Origin of the sequence: Serratia sp. CY29653 (genome assembly GCF_052169255.1) — a bacterium.
GTDB classification, from domain to species: Bacteria; Pseudomonadota; Gammaproteobacteria; order Enterobacterales; family Enterobacteriaceae; genus Serratia; species Serratia sarumanii.
Genome location: NZ_JBJNLC010000001.1, coordinates 2313154 through 2329275, shown reverse-complemented (window position 1 = coordinate 2329275; position 16122 = coordinate 2313154). Strand labels below are relative to the sequence as shown.

General features: G+C 62.0%; 16 protein-coding genes. 7 read left to right on the top strand and 9 right to left on the bottom strand.

Annotated features, from left to right (window positions below; translation table 11 throughout):
• The first annotated feature begins 13 nt into the window (after positions 1 to 13).
• On the top strand, positions 14 to 970 hold the full coding sequence (locus ACJ8HN_RS11215; protein WP_442523428.1) for an ABC transporter substrate-binding protein: 957 nt from the start codon (positions 14 to 16) through the stop codon (positions 968 to 970).
• Complete coding sequence (locus tag ACJ8HN_RS11210) at positions 967 to 1974, top strand: FecCD family ABC transporter permease (protein ID WP_060420046.1); 1008 nt, start codon at positions 967 to 969, stop codon at positions 1972 to 1974. The genes ACJ8HN_RS11215 and ACJ8HN_RS11210 overlap by 4 nt, the downstream gene beginning before the upstream one ends.
• Before the next feature lie 13 nt (positions 1975 to 1987).
• Here the strand turns inward: ACJ8HN_RS11210 and ACJ8HN_RS11205 are convergent, their stop codons facing one another.
• From ACJ8HN_RS11205 to ACJ8HN_RS11185, 5 genes are all read right to left on the bottom strand, one after another.
• The gene (locus tag ACJ8HN_RS11205; protein WP_442523427.1) at positions 1988 to 3511 is read right to left on the bottom strand and encodes a flavodoxin domain-containing protein; all 1524 of its coding nucleotides are present in this window, start codon (positions 3509 to 3511) and stop codon (positions 1988 to 1990) included.
• 5 nt (positions 3512 to 3516) lie between these two features.
• The gene (locus tag ACJ8HN_RS11200) at positions 3517 to 3942 is read right to left on the bottom strand and encodes a PAS domain-containing protein (protein ID WP_033647052.1); all 426 of its coding nucleotides are present in this window, start codon (positions 3940 to 3942) and stop codon (positions 3517 to 3519) included.
• A 222-nt stretch (positions 3943 to 4164) separates the two neighbouring features.
• Positions 4165 to 5871, bottom strand: coding sequence for a D-lactate dehydrogenase (dld, locus tag ACJ8HN_RS11195; protein WP_442523426.1), 1707 nt, complete (start codon positions 5869 to 5871; stop codon positions 4165 to 4167).
• Between the two features lie 125 nt (positions 5872 to 5996).
• A complete protein-coding gene (gene map, locus ACJ8HN_RS11190; RefSeq protein ID WP_033653472.1) occupies positions 5997 to 6791 on the bottom strand; it encodes a type I methionyl aminopeptidase in 795 nt (264 codons plus the stop codon).
• Positions 6788 to 6991, bottom strand: a complete 204-nt coding sequence (locus ACJ8HN_RS11185) for a ParD-like family protein (RefSeq protein WP_006324220.1) — start codon at positions 6989 to 6991, stop codon at positions 6788 to 6790. Before ACJ8HN_RS11185 ends, map begins: the two co-directional genes overlap by 4 nt.
• 168 nt (positions 6992 to 7159) lie before the next feature.
• On the opposite strand from ACJ8HN_RS11185, the gene ddlA reads away from it, so the two are divergent.
• A complete protein-coding gene (gene ddlA, locus ACJ8HN_RS11180) occupies positions 7160 to 8263 on the top strand; it encodes a D-alanine--D-alanine ligase (RefSeq protein ID WP_049195873.1) in 1104 nt (367 codons plus the stop codon).
• Between the two features lie 34 nt (positions 8264 to 8297).
• Here the strand turns inward: ddlA and ACJ8HN_RS11175 are convergent, their stop codons facing one another.
• Together ACJ8HN_RS11175 and ACJ8HN_RS11170 are read right to left on the bottom strand one after the other, a co-directional pair.
• Entirely contained in the window at positions 8298 to 9077 is a 780-nt protein-coding gene (locus ACJ8HN_RS11175; protein WP_033647048.1) for an ABC transporter substrate-binding protein, read from the bottom strand.
• A gap of 34 nt (positions 9078 to 9111) precedes the next feature.
• Positions 9112 to 10266, bottom strand: coding sequence for a pyridoxal phosphate-dependent aminotransferase (locus tag ACJ8HN_RS11170; RefSeq protein ID WP_047568751.1), 1155 nt, complete (start codon positions 10264 to 10266; stop codon positions 9112 to 9114).
• 118 nt (positions 10267 to 10384) lie between these two features.
• Here ACJ8HN_RS11170 and ACJ8HN_RS11165 point away from each other — a divergent pair, with 118 nt between their 5' ends.
• The 3 genes from ACJ8HN_RS11165 (at position 10385) to ACJ8HN_RS11155 (ending at position 14714) form a co-directional block, all read left to right on the top strand.
• Complete coding sequence (locus ACJ8HN_RS11165) at positions 10385 to 11305, top strand: LysR substrate-binding domain-containing protein (protein ID WP_049233799.1); 921 nt, start codon at positions 10385 to 10387, stop codon at positions 11303 to 11305.
• Positions 11306 to 11417: 112 nt separating this feature from the next.
• Positions 11418 to 13715: a beta-glucosidase BglX gene (gene bglX / locus ACJ8HN_RS11160; RefSeq protein ID WP_049233802.1), complete on the top strand. Its 2298-nt coding sequence runs from the start codon at positions 11418 to 11420 to the stop codon at positions 13713 to 13715.
• 75 nt (positions 13716 to 13790) lie between these two features.
• A complete protein-coding gene (locus ACJ8HN_RS11155; RefSeq protein WP_041033990.1) occupies positions 13791 to 14714 on the top strand; it encodes a DUF7916 family protein in 924 nt (307 codons plus the stop codon).
• Here the strand turns inward: ACJ8HN_RS11155 and ACJ8HN_RS11150 are convergent.
• Both ACJ8HN_RS11150 and ACJ8HN_RS11145 read right to left on the bottom strand, forming a co-directional pair.
• Entirely contained in the window at positions 14711 to 14848 is a 138-nt protein-coding gene (locus ACJ8HN_RS11150; protein ID WP_223182132.1) for a hypothetical protein, read from the bottom strand. The genes ACJ8HN_RS11155 and ACJ8HN_RS11150 overlap by 4 nt on opposite strands.
• Positions 14849 to 14888: 40 nt before the next feature.
• Positions 14889 to 15023: a hypothetical protein gene (locus tag ACJ8HN_RS11145; protein ID WP_262926962.1), complete on the bottom strand. Its 135-nt coding sequence runs from the start codon at positions 15021 to 15023 to the stop codon at positions 14889 to 14891.
• 546 nt (positions 15024 to 15569) lie between these two features.
• On the opposite strand from ACJ8HN_RS11145, the gene ACJ8HN_RS11140 reads away from it, so the two are divergent.
• Positions 15570 to 15962, top strand: a complete 393-nt coding sequence (locus ACJ8HN_RS11140; RefSeq protein ID WP_038879962.1) for a hypothetical protein — start codon at positions 15570 to 15572, stop codon at positions 15960 to 15962.
• The last annotated feature ends 160 nt before the right edge of the window (positions 15963 to 16122 follow it).

Here is a 16122-nt window from a genome sequence, read left to right as displayed (position 1 = left end):
ACCAGAGAGAAACATGAACGCACGCGTATTCATTCTGCTTCTGCTGCTGGCCGCCAGGTCGGCGGCGGCCGAACATTTTCCCGTCACCGTAGAAAGCTGCGGTGTGCCGGTCACCTTCAACCAGGCGCCGCAGCGCGCCGTCATCAACGACATCAACATGGCCGAGATGGCCTTTGCACTGCATCTGCAGGATCGCATTGTCGGGCTGACCGGCATCACCGGCTGGTACAAACTGACGCCCGACTTCAAGGCCGCGATGGGCACCATTCCCGAGCTGGCGCCGAAATATCCCGCTTTGGAAACGCTGCTGGCGGCACAGCCGGATTTCTTTTTCGCCGGCTGGAATTACGGCATGAAGATCGGCGGCGACGTCACGCCGGAGAAGCTCGCCCCGTTCGGCATCAAAACGCTGGTGCTGGGCGAGAGCTGCGTACAGGCCGGCGGGCGGCCGCAGAAGGCCGATATGAACCTGCTGTATGACGATGAGCTGAAGCTCGGCAAGATTTTCGGCAAGCAGCAAGAGGCCACCGCGCTGGTTGAGGGCTGGCAGCGCCGGTTGGCTGCGCTTCCCGCCAGGCCGGCGGGCCAGCCGCCGCTCAAGGTGTTCGTCTATGACTCGGGGGAGGAGAAGCCTTTCACCAGCGGCAAATACGCTATGCCGACGGCGATCATCGAAGCGGTGGGCGGCCGCAACGTGATGGACGGTTTGCCGGCGAGCTGGACGACGGCGTCCTGGGAGGCGGTAGCGGCGGCCGAGCCTGATTTCATTATTCTGCTGGATTACCAGACCGGTTCGGGCGCCGATGCGCTGCGGCGCTTCCTCGAGTCTCACCCGTTGATGAAATTGACGCCTGCCGTACGGCACCACCGCTATCTGAAACTGCAGTATGCGGAGCTGACGCCGGGGCCGGCTAACATCGGCGCAGTGGAAAAGCTGGCGCGGGCGCTGTACGCGCCGGAGGCTGAATGAACTCGCCGACTCGGCGCTTTATGCTGCTCGCACCGCTGGCGCTGTCGGTATTGTGCGGGCTAATGATCTGGAGCCTGCAGCTGGGCAGCGTCGCGCTGTCATGGCGGCAGGCGTTTGCGGCGTTAGGGCTCGGTTCGGCGCCGCTTTCCGGCATGCTGGACACCATCGTCGTGCAGCTGCGGGTGCCCAGGGCTTTGTTGGCGGCGTTAACCGGCGCCGGACTGGCGATGACCGGCGCGCTGCTGCAGACCACCACCCGCAATGAGCTGGCCGATCCTTTTTTGTTTGGGCTTTCTTCCGGTGCCTCCGCCGGCGCGGTGCTGGTCATCACGCGCTTCGGTGATGCGCTGGGCGCACTGACGTTGCCGCTGTCCGCTTTCGTCGGCGGCATTCTGTCCGCGATGGCGGTGATGATCCTGTTTCGCGTCAGCCGGGTCAGGCGCGCCGAGCAGCTGATCGTCTGTGGCCTGGCGGTCTCATTTTTGTTTAGCGCGCTCACCAGCTACCTGGTGTTTTCCGGCGATCAGCGGGCGGCCGGTTCGGTGTTGTTCTGGTCGCTCGGCGGGCTGGGGCTGGCGCGTTGGGATAATCTGTTCATTCCGCTGGCGAGTTTCGTGCTGCTGGCCGGGTTTACGGCGCTGCGTTGGCGGGCGCTGGACGCGCTGCTGGCGGGCGAGCAAACCGCTCATTCGATGGGGGTCAACGTGGCGCGGTTGCGCACCGAGACCTTTCTGTGCTGCGCACTGTCCACGGCGTTTCTCGTTTCGCTGACGGGCGTGATCGGCTTTGTCGGGCTAATGGTGCCTTATCTGGCCCGGCGCCTGGTGGGCGTGCGCCACCGATTGTCCGTGCCGATGTGCGGCATGCTGGGGGCGATGCTGCTGACCGGCGGTGACATGCTCAGCCGCAGCCTGATCCCCAATCAGGAGCTGCCCATCGGCATCATTACGGCGGGGCTGGGGGGCGCGTTCATCGTGTCCTTGCTGCTGCGCGCGGAGCGGTGAACGCCGCCCTGTTTCAATAGAGTTCCAGATGCAGGCGCTGCTGCTCAATCAGCGTCTGCCACAGGTTTTCCGCCCCGTGGGCTTGCTCCAGCGCCGTCGCCACGGCATGTTCCAGATACTGACGATTGCCGCACAGGTAGACATGCGCCCCCCGCCGCAGCAGGCCGCTGACGACATCGGCGTGATCGTCGATGGCGTGTTGCACGTAATACTTGTCGGCGGTGTCGCGCGAAAATGCCGTGATGAGCCGCGTGAGTACGCCCGCCGCGTTCAGCGTGACCAACTCCTCGCTATACAGGAAGTCTTCATCGCGCCTTTTCTCACCGAAGATCAGCACGGTTTCACGCCGTTCGCCCTGGGCGGCCATTTCGCGCAGTAAGCCAATCAACGGTGCGATGCCGGTACCGGTACCGATAAGCAGCACCGGTACGGTGGTATCGCGCGGCAGGTAAAAGCCGGGGTTGGCGCGGCAGAAGAGGCGGAAAGGGCCGGGTTGGCTGAGCAGCCAGCCGGTCGCCGTGCCGCGCCGGGTGCGGCCGCCGCGTTCATAATGCACGTCGCGCACGCACAGATCGAGGCTCTCTTCCCGCGTTGCCGAAGCGATGGAGTAGGCGCGCGGCAGGCAAACGGGCAGCAGCGTCAGCAGGTTCTCTAGCGTGACCGCGTGCGGCGGGCAAAAATCGTGCAGCACGTCCAGCAGATCGGCGCCGTACAGATAACTCTCCAGGGCTTTGCGCTGGCGGATCTTGAGCAAGCCTTTGAGTTCTTCGCTGTCGGCCAACTGCGCCAGTTCGCGCAGCGTCGTTTTGCTGAGCTGGCGCAGCTCCCGACGCCGCAGCGTGTCGACGGCCTCCGGCCTGCCGAGCCAGTCAGCCAGCCGGGTCAATAATCCTTCGTCGTTCTCCGGCAACAGATAGACGGTATCTCCCGCCCGGTAAACGATGCCGCTGCCGGCGATATTCAGCCGCAGGTGCCAGGCCTGCGGCGTGCGTGCGCTGAGCGGCCGCCGTTCGAGGAGGGCGGCGCTGAACGCATGGTCTTCACCGTAGGCGGTTACGCGCAGATGTAAATCGCGGCCGGCCTGGGCATCGCCGGCCAGCACCTTATCCAGCGTCGTCAGCCAGGTTGCGAAGAACGGTTCGAAGTTAACGTCTGCGTCGACGCGATTGACGATGGCGTGGGCGCCGTATTGCGTCAGGCGTGCATCCAGCGCCTGCGTGAAGCCGCAGAAATGCGGGTACGCGGTGTCGCCGAGGCCGAAGATGGCGTAGCGCAACCGATGGCGGTTAGGCCATTGCGCCAGCGCGTCGGAAAAACGTTCGGCGTTGGCGGGCGGTTCGCCGTCGCCAAATGAGCTCGAGACGATCAGTAGGGCGTCATGCTCGCCCACATCGGCGGGCTGGATGGCGTTGAGTTCTTTCACGACGGGGCGGTAGGGTTGCAGGCTGCTTTGCTCGCCCAGGCGCATCGCCAGCGCCCGGGCGTTGCCCGACTCCGAACCGTAACCAATCAGGATGCGTTCGATAAGGTCGGCCATGGCGGTTACTTGTCGTAGTGGTTGTCGAACTGTTCTTTGGCGAATTCCACCGATTCGAAGTCGGTCATCAGATCGTTGATCACGCGGCGGATGCTGATATAGGCCGCGATATTGCCCTGGGCGTCATACAGCGGTTGCACTGTGGTGTCGACCACGTACAGCACGCCGCCTTTGCCGACGTTCGGAATGATGCCGGTCCAGATGCCGCCCGCCTTGATGGTGTCCCACATCGCTTTGTAAACCGCTTTCGGCACGGAAGGGTGGCGCACGATGCTATGGGGCTGGCCCACCAGCTCTTCCCGGGAAAAGCCGGTCAGTTGGCAAAACAGATCGTTGACGTAGGTGATGGTGCCTTGCAGATCGGTGGTGGAGATCACCATCACTTTATCGAGCGCGGCTAACAGCTGGGCGGAATCGAGGGTCTGACTCATGGTAGGTTCCTTCTCATTAACAACTTCGCGGTGATTGCCACGGCGGATGCCATGTATCCGTCATGACAGTTTTGTAATTGATTCTCATTTGCGATGAATGGTAATCGGGAAATTTATAAGTTGCAATATAAATACATCTTTAAGGGCGCAGAAAGATCACGATGAGGCAGGCAGGGGAGAGTAGGCCCGCGCCGGGTGCGGCGGCGGGCCAATCGGGCGGTCTTAGCGGGGGACTTCGGCCCAGCCTTTGCGTTTACTGGTTTTGCCGATGCCGGGGTTGAAGCTGTTGGTCGGATCGGCGGCGCGGTAGAACGCCTGCAGATCCGGTTTGGCGTGATACAGGTGGCCGACGTTATGCTCCGCCGGGTACTCGGCGCCGCGCCGGTTGAGGATCTCGAGCATCTTTTCTTTCAGTGCGTGGCTGTCGACGCCTTTTTTCACCACGTAGTCCTGATGGAAGACGTGGCACATAAAGTGGCCGTAATACAGCTTATGCACCAGCTGGCTGTCGATTTCCGGCGGCAGCGTTTCAAACCAGTCGGTGTCGTTGCGGCGCAGGGCGATATCCAGCGCCAGAATATCCTCCACCTTGTCGGCGTGCACCGCATGGTAGCGCACGGCGGCGCCGGCGGCGGCGAAGCGGTGCAGGAAGGCCTTTTTGCCTTCGTCAGGCGTGCAGGCGAAGAAAGCGCCTTCGGCCTGGGCGAAGTACTCGGTCAGGTAGCGCTGCGCTTCGTCTACGCCGGGGCCGGCCATCTTCAGCAGCAGGTGATGTTCGAAACGTTCGCGGTAGTCCTTCATGCGCTTCGGCAGGTGGCTCGGCGCCAGATGGCTCAGGCCCTGCATCAGCCGGTCGGTCAGGTTGTGCGGCAGCAGCGGCAGCTTGTTGAGGCTGGCGTCCATGCGGCCTTTCAGGGTGAAGAAGCGTGGCATCTGATCGGTGCCGAGCTTGTCGATCATCATGAAGGTGTCTTTGCCGTACACCTCGGCGATGTCGAAGATATCGCGGTGCATGTACTCACCGGCCACCGGCAGGTTTTCGAACTGGCTCAGCATGTGGCGGCGCAGCTCGGTCAGCACCGCGGTGTCGTTGGTGCCGATATAGAATACCTGCTCTTTGCCTTCTTTCTCGAAGGTGTCGAGCCGCACCGCGAACACCGCCAGCTTGCCGGCGCAGCCGGAGGCCTCGAACAGGCGGCGTTTGTCGGCGTTAAAGCGGGAAGGGGTATCGGCATCGACGTCGCGCACCCGGCTGGCGTACTCGTTATCCGAGGCGCGCAGCTCGCCGTATTCGACGTCGGTCGGGCGATAGTCGCCTTTTTCCAGCCGGGTGAGGATCTCTTCCGGCGTGTCGCCGAGGCGGATGCCCAGATGGTTCACCAGGCGCAGCTGGCCGTCTTCCCCTAGCTGGGCGTACAGCGCCATTTCGGTATAGGCCGGGCCGCGTTTCACCAGCGAGCCGCCGGAGTTGTTGCACACGCCGCCGATCACCGAGGCGCCGATACAGGAGGAACCGATCACCGAATGCGGTTCGCGGCCGTAGGGTTTGAGCAATTTCTCGAGGTGGTGCAGGGTGCTGCCGGGGAAGCCGACCACCTGCTTGCCGTTGTCCAGCACCTGAATATGGTCGAGGCGCAGGGTGCTGACGATGACGATGTCGCGATCATAGTCGTTGCCGCTGGGGGTCGATCCTTCGGTCAGGCCGGTATTGGCGGCCTGCATGATGACGATTTTGTCGGCGGCCACGCAGGCCTGCAAAATGCGCCACAGCTGCAGCAGGTTGGTTGGGAATACCACCGCCAGCGCCTGGCCTTCGCCGGAGCGGAACCCCTTGCGATACCGCTCGGTGTTGCGATCGCCGGTCAACAGCTGCGGGCCGCCGACGATGTCCTTGAGCTGATTGATAAACGCCTGATTGCCTGACTGCATGCTGTCTGTCTCCCTGTCATCCCCGTCGCTTTAACCGCGGCGCCGGAGTGCCGCATATAAGCTAAGAGGTTATCAATTAAATAACTTATTAAGCTATCGGCTTGCCAGGCCAATGGCTTACGGGTTTAGTAACGCTCGGCGTAGCCGGCTCGGCGCTCTTCGTCGCGCAGCGTCAGGATCTCCACACCGTCGGCGGTGACCGCCACGGTGTGCTCCCACTGCGCCGACAGTTTTTTGTCGCGCGTCACCACCGTCCAGCCGTCTTTCTTCTGCTTGATGCGGCGGTCGCCCTGGTTGATCATCGGCTCGATGGTGAACACCATGCCTTCCTGCAGCACCAGACCGCTGCCGGGTTGGCCGTAGTGCAGCACCGCCGGTTCTTCATGCATATCGCGGCCGATGCCGTGGCCGCAATACTCCCGCACGATGCTGTAGCCGGCCTGCTCGGCGTGCCGCTGGACGGCATGGCCGATATCGCCGAGGGTGGCGCCCGGTTTCACCGCGCGAATGCCCTGCCACATCGATTCATAGACGTTGTTCACCAGCCGTTTGGCCAGCGGCGTCACCTGGCCGACGCAGTACATCTTGCTGGAGTCGGCGATATAGCCGCCGTTTTCCAGCGTGATGTCCACGTTGACGATCATGCCGGAACGCAGGATTTTGCTGGCCGACGGCACCCCGTGGCACACCACGTCGTCGATTGAGGTGTTGAGCACATAGGGGAAATCATACTGCCCCTTGCTGGCCGGGCGCGACTTCAGCTCTTCGACGATAAACGCCTCGGCGCGGTCGTTGATCTCCATGGTGGAGATGCCTTCGACGATGACCTCATCGAGCATAGCAAACACTTTCGCCAGCAGGGCGCCGGAATGGCGCATTTTGGCAATCTCTTCCGGCGTTTTAATCACAATCTGTTTCACCCGACAATCTCCTTCAGCGTCAGCGCGTTATCTTTCATCATTTTTTTTACCAACTGCGGGTAGGTCAGTTCCGGATGGAACTCCGCCAGCATGCCGATCTTGATCCAGTACTCGGCCTGCGCGTTGATCGAACGCGTCATGGTCAGGCTGGCGAGGCGCAGATCGTCATGCAGCGCGTCTGAAATTTTTACGATGCCCATCGGCGTCTCCCTAAGTGAACGATATACGAAGTGTATACGTTTAGGATGGTGGCGATGTGGCATTCTGTGGCGTAAGAAGATTCTGGCAACAACGATTGCCGCCGCCAGGCAATGCGTTTATTGTGATAAACGACTTTTTTGCCATGATTTTTCAGAAGGATTTAAGGCGTGACTAAACTACGTGTTGGGGTGATTTTTGGCGGTAAATCGGCGGAGCATGAGGTGTCGCTGCAGTCGGCCAAAAACATTGTGGATGCAATCGACAAAGAGAAGTTTGACGTCACGCTGCTGGGGATCGACAAACAGGGGCAGTGGCACATCAACGACGCCTCCAACTACCTGCTCAACGCCGAGAACCCGGCGCTGATCGCGCTGAACCGCTCGAACAAGAACGTGGCGCTGATCCCGGGCCAGGAAAAACAGCAGCTGATCGAAGCGGGCAGCGCCGGCGCGTTGGGCCAACTCGACGTCATCTTCCCGATCGTGCACGGCACGCTGGGGGAGGACGGCTCGCTGCAGGGGCTGCTGCGCATGGCCAATATGCCGTTCGTCGGCGCCGGCGTGCTCGGCTCGGCGGTCAGCATGGATAAAGACGTGACCAAGCGCCTGCTGCGCGATGCCGGGCTGGCGGTGGCGCCGTTCGTCACCCTAACCCGCGCCAACCGCGCCGGATTCACGTTTGAACAACTGAGCGAACGCCTCGGCCTGCCGCTGTTCGTCAAGCCGGCCAACCAGGGCTCGTCGGTCGGGGTGAGCAAGGTGGAAAACCGCGCCGAGTTCGACGCGGCGGTATCGCTGGCCTTCAGCTTCGATCATAAGGTGCTGGTGGAGTCGGCGATCGTCGGCCGCGAGATCGAGTGCGCGGTGCTGGGCAACGACGATCCGCAGGCCAGCGTGTGCGGCGAGATCGTGCTGAGCGACGCCTTCTATGCTTACGACACCAAATACATCAATGAGCAGGGCGCTCAGGTGGTGGTGCCGGCGGCGATCGCGCCGGAAGTGAGCGACCACATCCGCGAGGTGGCGCTGAAGGCGTTCCGCGCGCTGGAGTGCTTCGGGCTGGCGCGGGTGGATGTGTTCCTGACGCCGGACAACCAGGTGGTGATCAACGAAATCAACACGCTGCCGGGCTTCACCAACATCAGCATGTATCCCAAGCTGTGGGCCGCCAGCGGCGTCAGCTATCAGGCGCTGATCACGCGCCTGATCGAATTGGCGCTGGAGCGCCACCAGCAGGATCGCGCGCTGAACAGCTCGGTGTTCGATCGCTAATCGCGGCAGGGGGCGGCGGTGCCGCCCCCGTCTCTCACTTCACCGTCACGTCGATGTCGCCGAAATACTTCTTCGACAGCGCCGTCACCGTGCCTTGCTGTTTCACTTTGGCGATGGCGGCATCCAGTTTTTTCTTCAGCGCCTCATCCCCTTTACGCAGGCCGAAGGCGATACCTTCACCGAGGATCTTGTCGTCGCGCACCGCCTCGCCGACGAAGGCGAAGCCTTTGCCGTCTGGCTGCGACAGGAAGCCGCTTTGCCCCGACGGCGCCATCACCAGCGTGGCGTCGAGCCGACCGGCCGCCAGATCGAGGTAAACCTGATTCTGATCCTGATAAGACACCACGTCCACGCCCGCCGGCGCCCAATGGGTTTTGGCGTAAATCTCCTGAATCGATCCTTGCAGCACGCCCACGTGTTTGCCCGCCAGCGATTTGGCGTCCGGCAGCAGGCCGCTGCCGGCTTTGGCGATCAGGCGGTTCGGCACCTGATAGATGGCGTCGGTGAAGGCGATCGCCTGACGCCGCTGTTCGGTCACGTTCATCGCCGAGTTGATGGCGTCGAACTTGCGCGCCTGCAGCGCCGGGATCAGGCTGTCGAACGAGGTTTCCACCCAGCTGCATTGCAACTGCGCGGCGGCGCATACCGCGTCGCCCAGTTCGATGTCGAACCCTTCCAGTTTGCCGCTGGCGGATTTGGATTCGAACGGCGGATACAGCGCTTCCAGGCCGAAGCGCAGGCTGTTTTCCGCCGCCAGCGAAGCGCCGGCGGCCAGCAGGCATCCGGCGGCGAACAGCGTTTTCAATGCTTTCATAGGCAGTGCCCCTTTCCCATGGTTGGACAAAAAATCACACCTGGCTCAGGCGGCGCGCGCCTTCCAGCAGGGTCTCGTTATCTTTGGAAAAACTCAGCCGGATAATGCCGGTATCGGTGCCGTCACTGTAGAACGCCGACAGCGGGATCGTCGCCACCTTCGCTTCGCGGATCAAGCGCACGGCGAAATCATTGTCGCTTTCGTGACTGAAGCCGCTAAAGCGGGCCAGCATGAAGAAGCTGCCGCGGCTGGGCAGCAGCTCAAAGCGCGAATCCTGCAGGGCGCTGGCCAGCAGATCGCGCTTTTGTTGATAAAACGCCGCCAGCCCCAGGTAGCTCTGCGGGTTGGCGAGCGCGGCGGCGAAGGCGTGCTGCATCGGCGTATCGGCGGAGAACACCATAAACTGGTGCACCTTGCGGATCTCGTCCATCAGCGCCGCTGGCGCCAGGCAGTAGCCGACGCGCCAGCCGGTGACGTGGTAGGTTTTACCGAACGACGACACGATCACGCTGCGTTCCGCCAGCTGCGGGTAGCGCGCCATGCTGTGGTGAATATCGCCGTCGAACACCACGTGCTCGTAGACCTCGTCGGACAGGATCACGATGTCGGTGTCGCGGGTCAGGGCGGTCAGACGTTCGATGTCGTGCGCGTCAAACACCGCGCCGGTCGGGTTGTGCGGCGTGTTGACGATGATCATGCGCGTTTTGCCGTTGATGGCGGCGGCCACTTCGTCCCAGTCGACGCGAAAATCCTGCAACGACAGCTTGATCGCCACCGGCGTGGCGCCCTGCAGGCGCACGATCGGCGCATAGCTGTCGAACGCCGGTTCGAAATAGATCACCTCGTCGCCGGGATGCACCAGCGCGCTGATCGCCGAGTACAGCCCTTCGCTGGCGCTGGCGATCACCGTGATTTCTTCGTCGGCGTCATAGCGTGCGCCATACAATCGTTCAGCTTTTTCCGCCAGAGCAGCACGTAACGCCGCCACGCCGCTCATCGGCGCGTATTGGTTATGACCTGCGCGCATGGCTTGCGCCGTTGCCTCGATCAGCTGCGGGTCACCGGCGAAGTTGGGCGCGCCCTGCGACAGATTGAGGGCCTGATGTTCGGCGCTGAGTTGGCCAATGACGGTGAAAATGGTGGTGCCGACGTCCGGCAGCTTCGAGCGGGATGAACAGGCGCTCTGCATGATGGGCTCCAGGCAAACAGGGAAGTGTTGAGCGATTAAGCATCAGCCGGCGTAGGCGGACAAGGGAAAGTTTGTCATACTTGCCATGCACTACGATCATACCTAATCGAGGCCCGCTATGCCGATATCCCTGCCGTCGCTCGACGTGTTGAAAACCTTCGTGGTGGTGGCGCAACGCCTCAACTTTACCCATGCCGCCCGGCAGCTGCACCTGACGCAGGGGGCGGTCAGCCGGCAAATCCTCGGGCTGGAACAGCGCCTGGGCTATCCGCTGTTCAGCCGCCAGGCGCGCGGTTTGGCGCTGACGCCGCAGGGCGCGCAGCTGCTGGCGCCGGTGCAGCTGGCGTTGGGGCAGCTGGACGAGGCGCTGACGCGGGCCGCCGCCCCGCCGGGGGCGCTGCGCATCAAATGCCCGACCTGCGCGATGCGCTGGGTGCTGCCGCGCATCATTCGCCTGCAGAATGAACGGCCGGACATGCATATTGAGCTGACCGCTTCGGTGTCGCACGGTCTGGATTTCAGCACCGAGCAATTTGACGCCGCGGTGGTATTCGGCCGGCCGCCGGGCAAAAAGCTGAGCGCGCACCTGCTGTTCGACGAAATCCTCACGCCGGTCTGCACGCCGACGTTCCTGCCGCCAACGCCCCGGCTGGCGGACTTGACGGACAAAACCCTGCTGCACCCGACGCGCGATCGGCGCGACTGGCTGCGCTGGCTGAAGGCGGCGGGGGCCGATGCGCTGCCGTCCGGCAAGGCTCAGCATTTCGATACCCTCGATCTGGCGATGAGCGCCGCGCTGCAGGGATTCGGCATCGCCATCGGCGATCTGTGCCTGCTGGAGGAGGATATTCAGGCGCGGCGTATCGTCACGCCGTTCCCGCTCTGCGTCAGCAGCGGCGCGGCCTATTATTTGGTCTATCCTGAACGCGGGGCGCCATCGCCGGCGCTGGCGCAGTTTATCGATTTCCTGACGGCGGAGGCCGCCGACAGCCGCGCCCGGCTGCAGAATTACCTGCCGATAACCTGTAATGCTTTGTAAACATTAACGATGCGAATTCCCTTGGCGATGAAACAGAGTGTGGCAAACTGTTTCTTCACTCCGATTAAACTCCGCGGCGTTGGCGGCGGAAACACGCCTGAGATAAAACAAGATGAAATGGCTTTGTGTGGTGAGTATGTTGTCCGGTCTGGCCCTCAGCCCGGCTTTTGCGCAGGAAACGCCGATAACGCAGGGCATGCACGCCCAGCAGCGCGACGCCTTCGTGTCCAATTTGATGAAGCAGATGACGCTGGAAGAGAAGATCGGCCAGCTACGGCTGATCAGCGTCGGGCCGGATAACCCGAAAGAAGCGATCCGCGAGGGCATCCGCAAAGGGCAGATCGGCGCCATCTTCAATACCGTTACCCGGCCGGATATCCGGGTGATGCAGGATCAGGCGATGCAGCTCAGCCGCCTCAAAATCCCGTTGTTCTTCGCCTATGACGTGGTGCATGGCCAGCGCACCGTGTTCCCGATCAGCCTGGGGCTGGCGGCCAGCTTCGATCTGGAAGCCATCGCGCTCAGCGCTCGGGTGGCGGCGCAGGAGGCCAGCGACGACGGCCTGAACATGACCTTTGCGCCGATGGTCGATATCACCCGCGATCCGCGCTGGGGCCGGGTCTCCGAAGGCTTCGGCGAAGACACCTGGCTGGTGTCGAAAATCGCCAGGGTGATGGTCGACGGTTTCCAGAACGGCGACCCGGCCAAACCCGGTTCGGTGATGGCCAGCGTCAAGCACTTTGCGCTGTACGGCGCCGTCGAAGGCGGCCGCGATTACAACACCGTCGACATGAGCCCGCTGCGCATGCATCAGGACTATCTGCCGCCTTATAAAGCGGCGGTGGATGCCGGCAGCGGCGGGGTGATGGTGTCGCTCAACGCGATCAACGGCGTGCCGGCCACCGCCAACCCGTGGCTGCTGAAAGATCTGCTGCGCGACCAGTGGGGCTTTAAAGGCATCACCATCAGCGACCACGGCGCAATTAAAGAACTGATTAAACACGGTGTGGCCGCCGACGCGCGCGACGCGGTGCGCCTGGCAATCACCTCCGGCGTCGACATGAGCATGAGCGACGAGTTCTACGACAAATACCTGCCGGGCCTGGTGAAAGACGGGCTGGTGGCTGAAAGCGATATCGACCGCGCCTGCCGCGACGTGCTGAACACCAAGTACGACATGGGGTTGTTCACCGATCCGTATGTGCATCTGGGCCCGGCGGGTGCCGATCCGCAGGACACCAACGCCGAAAGCCGCCTGCACCGCGCCGAGGCGCGGGTGGTGGCGCGCAAAACGATGGTGCTGCTGAAGAACGATAAGCAGACGCTGCCGCTGAGCAAACAGGCGACCATCGCGCTGGTCGGGCCGATGGCCGACAGCCAGCGCGACGTGATGGGCAGCTGGTCCGCCGCCGGGGTGGTCAAGCAGTCGGTGACCCTGCGCGAAGGGCTGGAGCGGGCGGTGGGCGACAAGGCGCGCATTCTTTACGCCAAGGGCGCCAACGTCACGCAGGATAAAGGCATCATCGACTACCTGAACGAGTATGAGCCGGCGGTGGCGTTCGACACCCGTTCGCCGCAGCAGATGATCGACGAAGCGGTACAGGCGGCGAACAAGGCCGACGTGGTGGTGGCGGTGGTGGGGGAATCGCAGGGCATGGCGCATGAGGCCTCCAGCCGCGCCGACATCACGATCCCGCAGAGCCAGCGCGATCTGATCGCCGCGCTGAAAGCCACCGGCAAGCCGCTGGTGCTGGTGCTGATGAACGGCCGGCCGCTGGCGCTGAGCTGGGAGAGCGAGCAGGCGGACGCGATGCTGGAAACCTGGTACAGCGGCACCGAGGGCGGCAACGCGGTGGCGGACGTGCTGTTCGGCGACTACAACCCGTCGGGCAAGCTGCCGATGACCTTCCCGCGCTCGGTCGGCCAGATCCCGATGTACTACAACCACCTGAACACCGGCCGCCCGTTCGGCAAGGAGAATCCGGGTAAGTACACCTCGCGCTACTTCGATTCGCCGAACGGCCCGCTGTATCCGTTCGGTTACGGCCTGAGCTACACCACTTTCAGCCTGTCGGACCTGAAATTGTCCAGCCCGACGATGGCGCGCAACGGCAAGCTAACCGCCAGCGTCACGCTGAAAAATACCGGCAAGTACGACGGCGCCACGGTGGTGCAGCTGTATCTGCAGGACGTGACCGCCTCGGTCAGCCGGCCGGTAAAAGAGCTGCGCAACTTCAAGAAAGTGACGCTGAAGGCCGGCCAGTCGCAGCAGGTTGAGCTGCCGATTAGCGAAGACGATCTGAAGTTCTACAACGCCAGCCTGAAATGGGGGGCGGAGCCGGGCAAATTCAACGTGTTCGTCGGCCTGGACTCCGACAACGTGCAGGCGCAAAGCTTTACGCTGAAGTAACCCTGTCCCCCTCGTTCGCCGCGCTGAGCGAGGGGGCATCTATTCATTCCCGCTAACGTCATCGGAGCTTGCCTCATGAAACGCTATCTGGACTGCAGCGCCAGCGATCTGGCCGATATCGGCAAAGCCGACCTGCTCTACGCCATCCGCGCCAGCGAAGGGCGCATCTTGGTCAGCGAAACCATTGCGGTCACTCAGCCGCTGCTCAATAACGTCACCAACGCCGAGCTGGCGGCCAGCCAGGGCGCCGACCTGCTGCTGCTGAACCTGTTCGACGTTGACCAGCCGCATATTGCGGGCCTGCCCGCCGACGTGCCGCCGCAGGAGGCGCTGCGCACGCTGCAGCGGCTGACCGGACGGGTGATCGGGGTGAACCTGGAGGCCGTCGATCCGGCCTTCGCCACCGAACATAACGATTTCTGGCAGATGACGGCGGGGCGTGCCGCCACCGCCGAGAATGCGCGCAAGCTGTATCAACTCGGCGCGCGCATGCTGGTGCTGACCGGCAACCCGAACAACGGCGTCAGCAATCAGGCGATCGCCGCCGCGCTGAAAGCGATCCGTGATGAGGTGGGCGACGAGATGGTGCTGGTGACCGGCAAGATGCACGGGGCCGGTATCGTGCGCGAAAGCGGCAGCCAGCTGATCGGCGAGCAGGACATCGCGCTGTTCGTGGAGAACGGCGCGGACATCGTGCTGTTGCCGGCGCCCGGCACCATTCCCGGCATGTCGCAGGAGAAAGTGGCGGCGCTGATCGCTTATGCGCAGCGGCAGGGCGCGCTGGCAATGACGGCGATCGGCACCTCGCAAGAGGGGGCCGACGTGCAGACCGTGCGGCAGATTGCGCTGATGAGCAAAATGGCCGGGGCGGACCTGCACCATATCGGCGATACCGGCTATCTGGGGCTGGCGCTGCCGGAAAACATCTTCGCTTACAGCGTGGCGATTCGCGGCGTGCGCCACACCTACAGCCGCATGGCGCGCTCGGTGAACCGCTAAGCCCGGGGTTTTTGCGCCGTCACGATGCTGAAATAGCCGAGCGACGGCAGCACTTGAGCAGGCCCGACGTCGCGCAGCTGGTCGCCGATTTCCCTGCCGGAGTATTGGCGGCCCTGCGTCCATCCCATCATCATCAGGCCGTATCCCGCGGCGGCAGACCGAACACGATGCCCGTCAGCGCGCCGGCCAAACGCTGCTGATCAAATCCCAGAAATAACGCGGTGTTTTTAACAAAAAGGGTTCCGCTTCCGGCGTAAGATGAAATGTTTCGCCGTCTCTGGCGATCAATTTCAATGCTAATAGCGCCATGATCAACGTTTCCGCCGGGCGTCTTTCCACATTGGCCTGAGCGCATATATCGGTCAGGTTGCGGGGGGCAGAGCAATAAACTCAAAGATGCCCAGGCGATGCGCGATAAGCACCGCTGGATAGAGATATAAATTCATCGTGATATCGAGAAGGGTTTTTCGTCGCATTGTGGCGGCCGGACGGCATGGTTCATGTGAATCCCCTCCCACTAAGGCATGACGCGTCTTAACAGGCTATGCCACGCCGGTGGTTTTGGCAAAGGGGGCGCGCAATTGACCGCAGGCCAACGCTTATTTTGTAAATAATTCCTGGTCGAGATTATTTTTACTATGAATTGAGCGCGGCCAATGCCGAACGTGAAAAAATGACAGCGGGCGGAGATTATTACCCCAGTATGCGTTTTTATTTTATTGAGGCTTAACTTAATCACCGCTATTAATACATTAGGGTTGTGTTAATCTAGGCCGCCGTTATACCGTAACGATATTCACACTGTATTTGTGAATGATTAAAAATTAAATAATTCATTATTAAAACGAGTTAACAATGAAAAAAAGCATTCTGACCGGCATGATTGCCGCGACTCTGGGCTTGTTCAACACCGCTAACGCTGAAGGGATGGATCCTGCCGCATTGAAAAACGTCTATGACATCACGCGCAATACCGCCGGGCTGATGTCTTACTGCGTCGATAAAGGCTTCCTGAAAGCCGACAGCATCGACAACGCCAAGAAAATGGTGGCCTACGTGGCGGCTATTCCCGGCGGCGTCGACACCCGCGACGGCGACAAGCGCGAAGCGATGGGCCGCGAAGGCAATGTGCTGAACGACGACGGCAAAGTGGTCGCGTTGGAAAAAGAAGCGCCGCAGGGGCTGCAGGCATGGTGCCAGCAGGCTGACGAAGGGATTCGCCAGGGGCTGACGTCTATCGGTCAATAAGTCTTCTTCACGCGCCCTTTCAGGGCCGATGGGATCCGTCGCCACACCGGCGGATCCGCTTCCAGGATCGCATTCACGCCTCGTTTTACCGCCCGAGTACCCGCATCCGGTTTGATCCCGCTGATTGTTTCGCCATGCACATCGCTATATTATTTGCTAT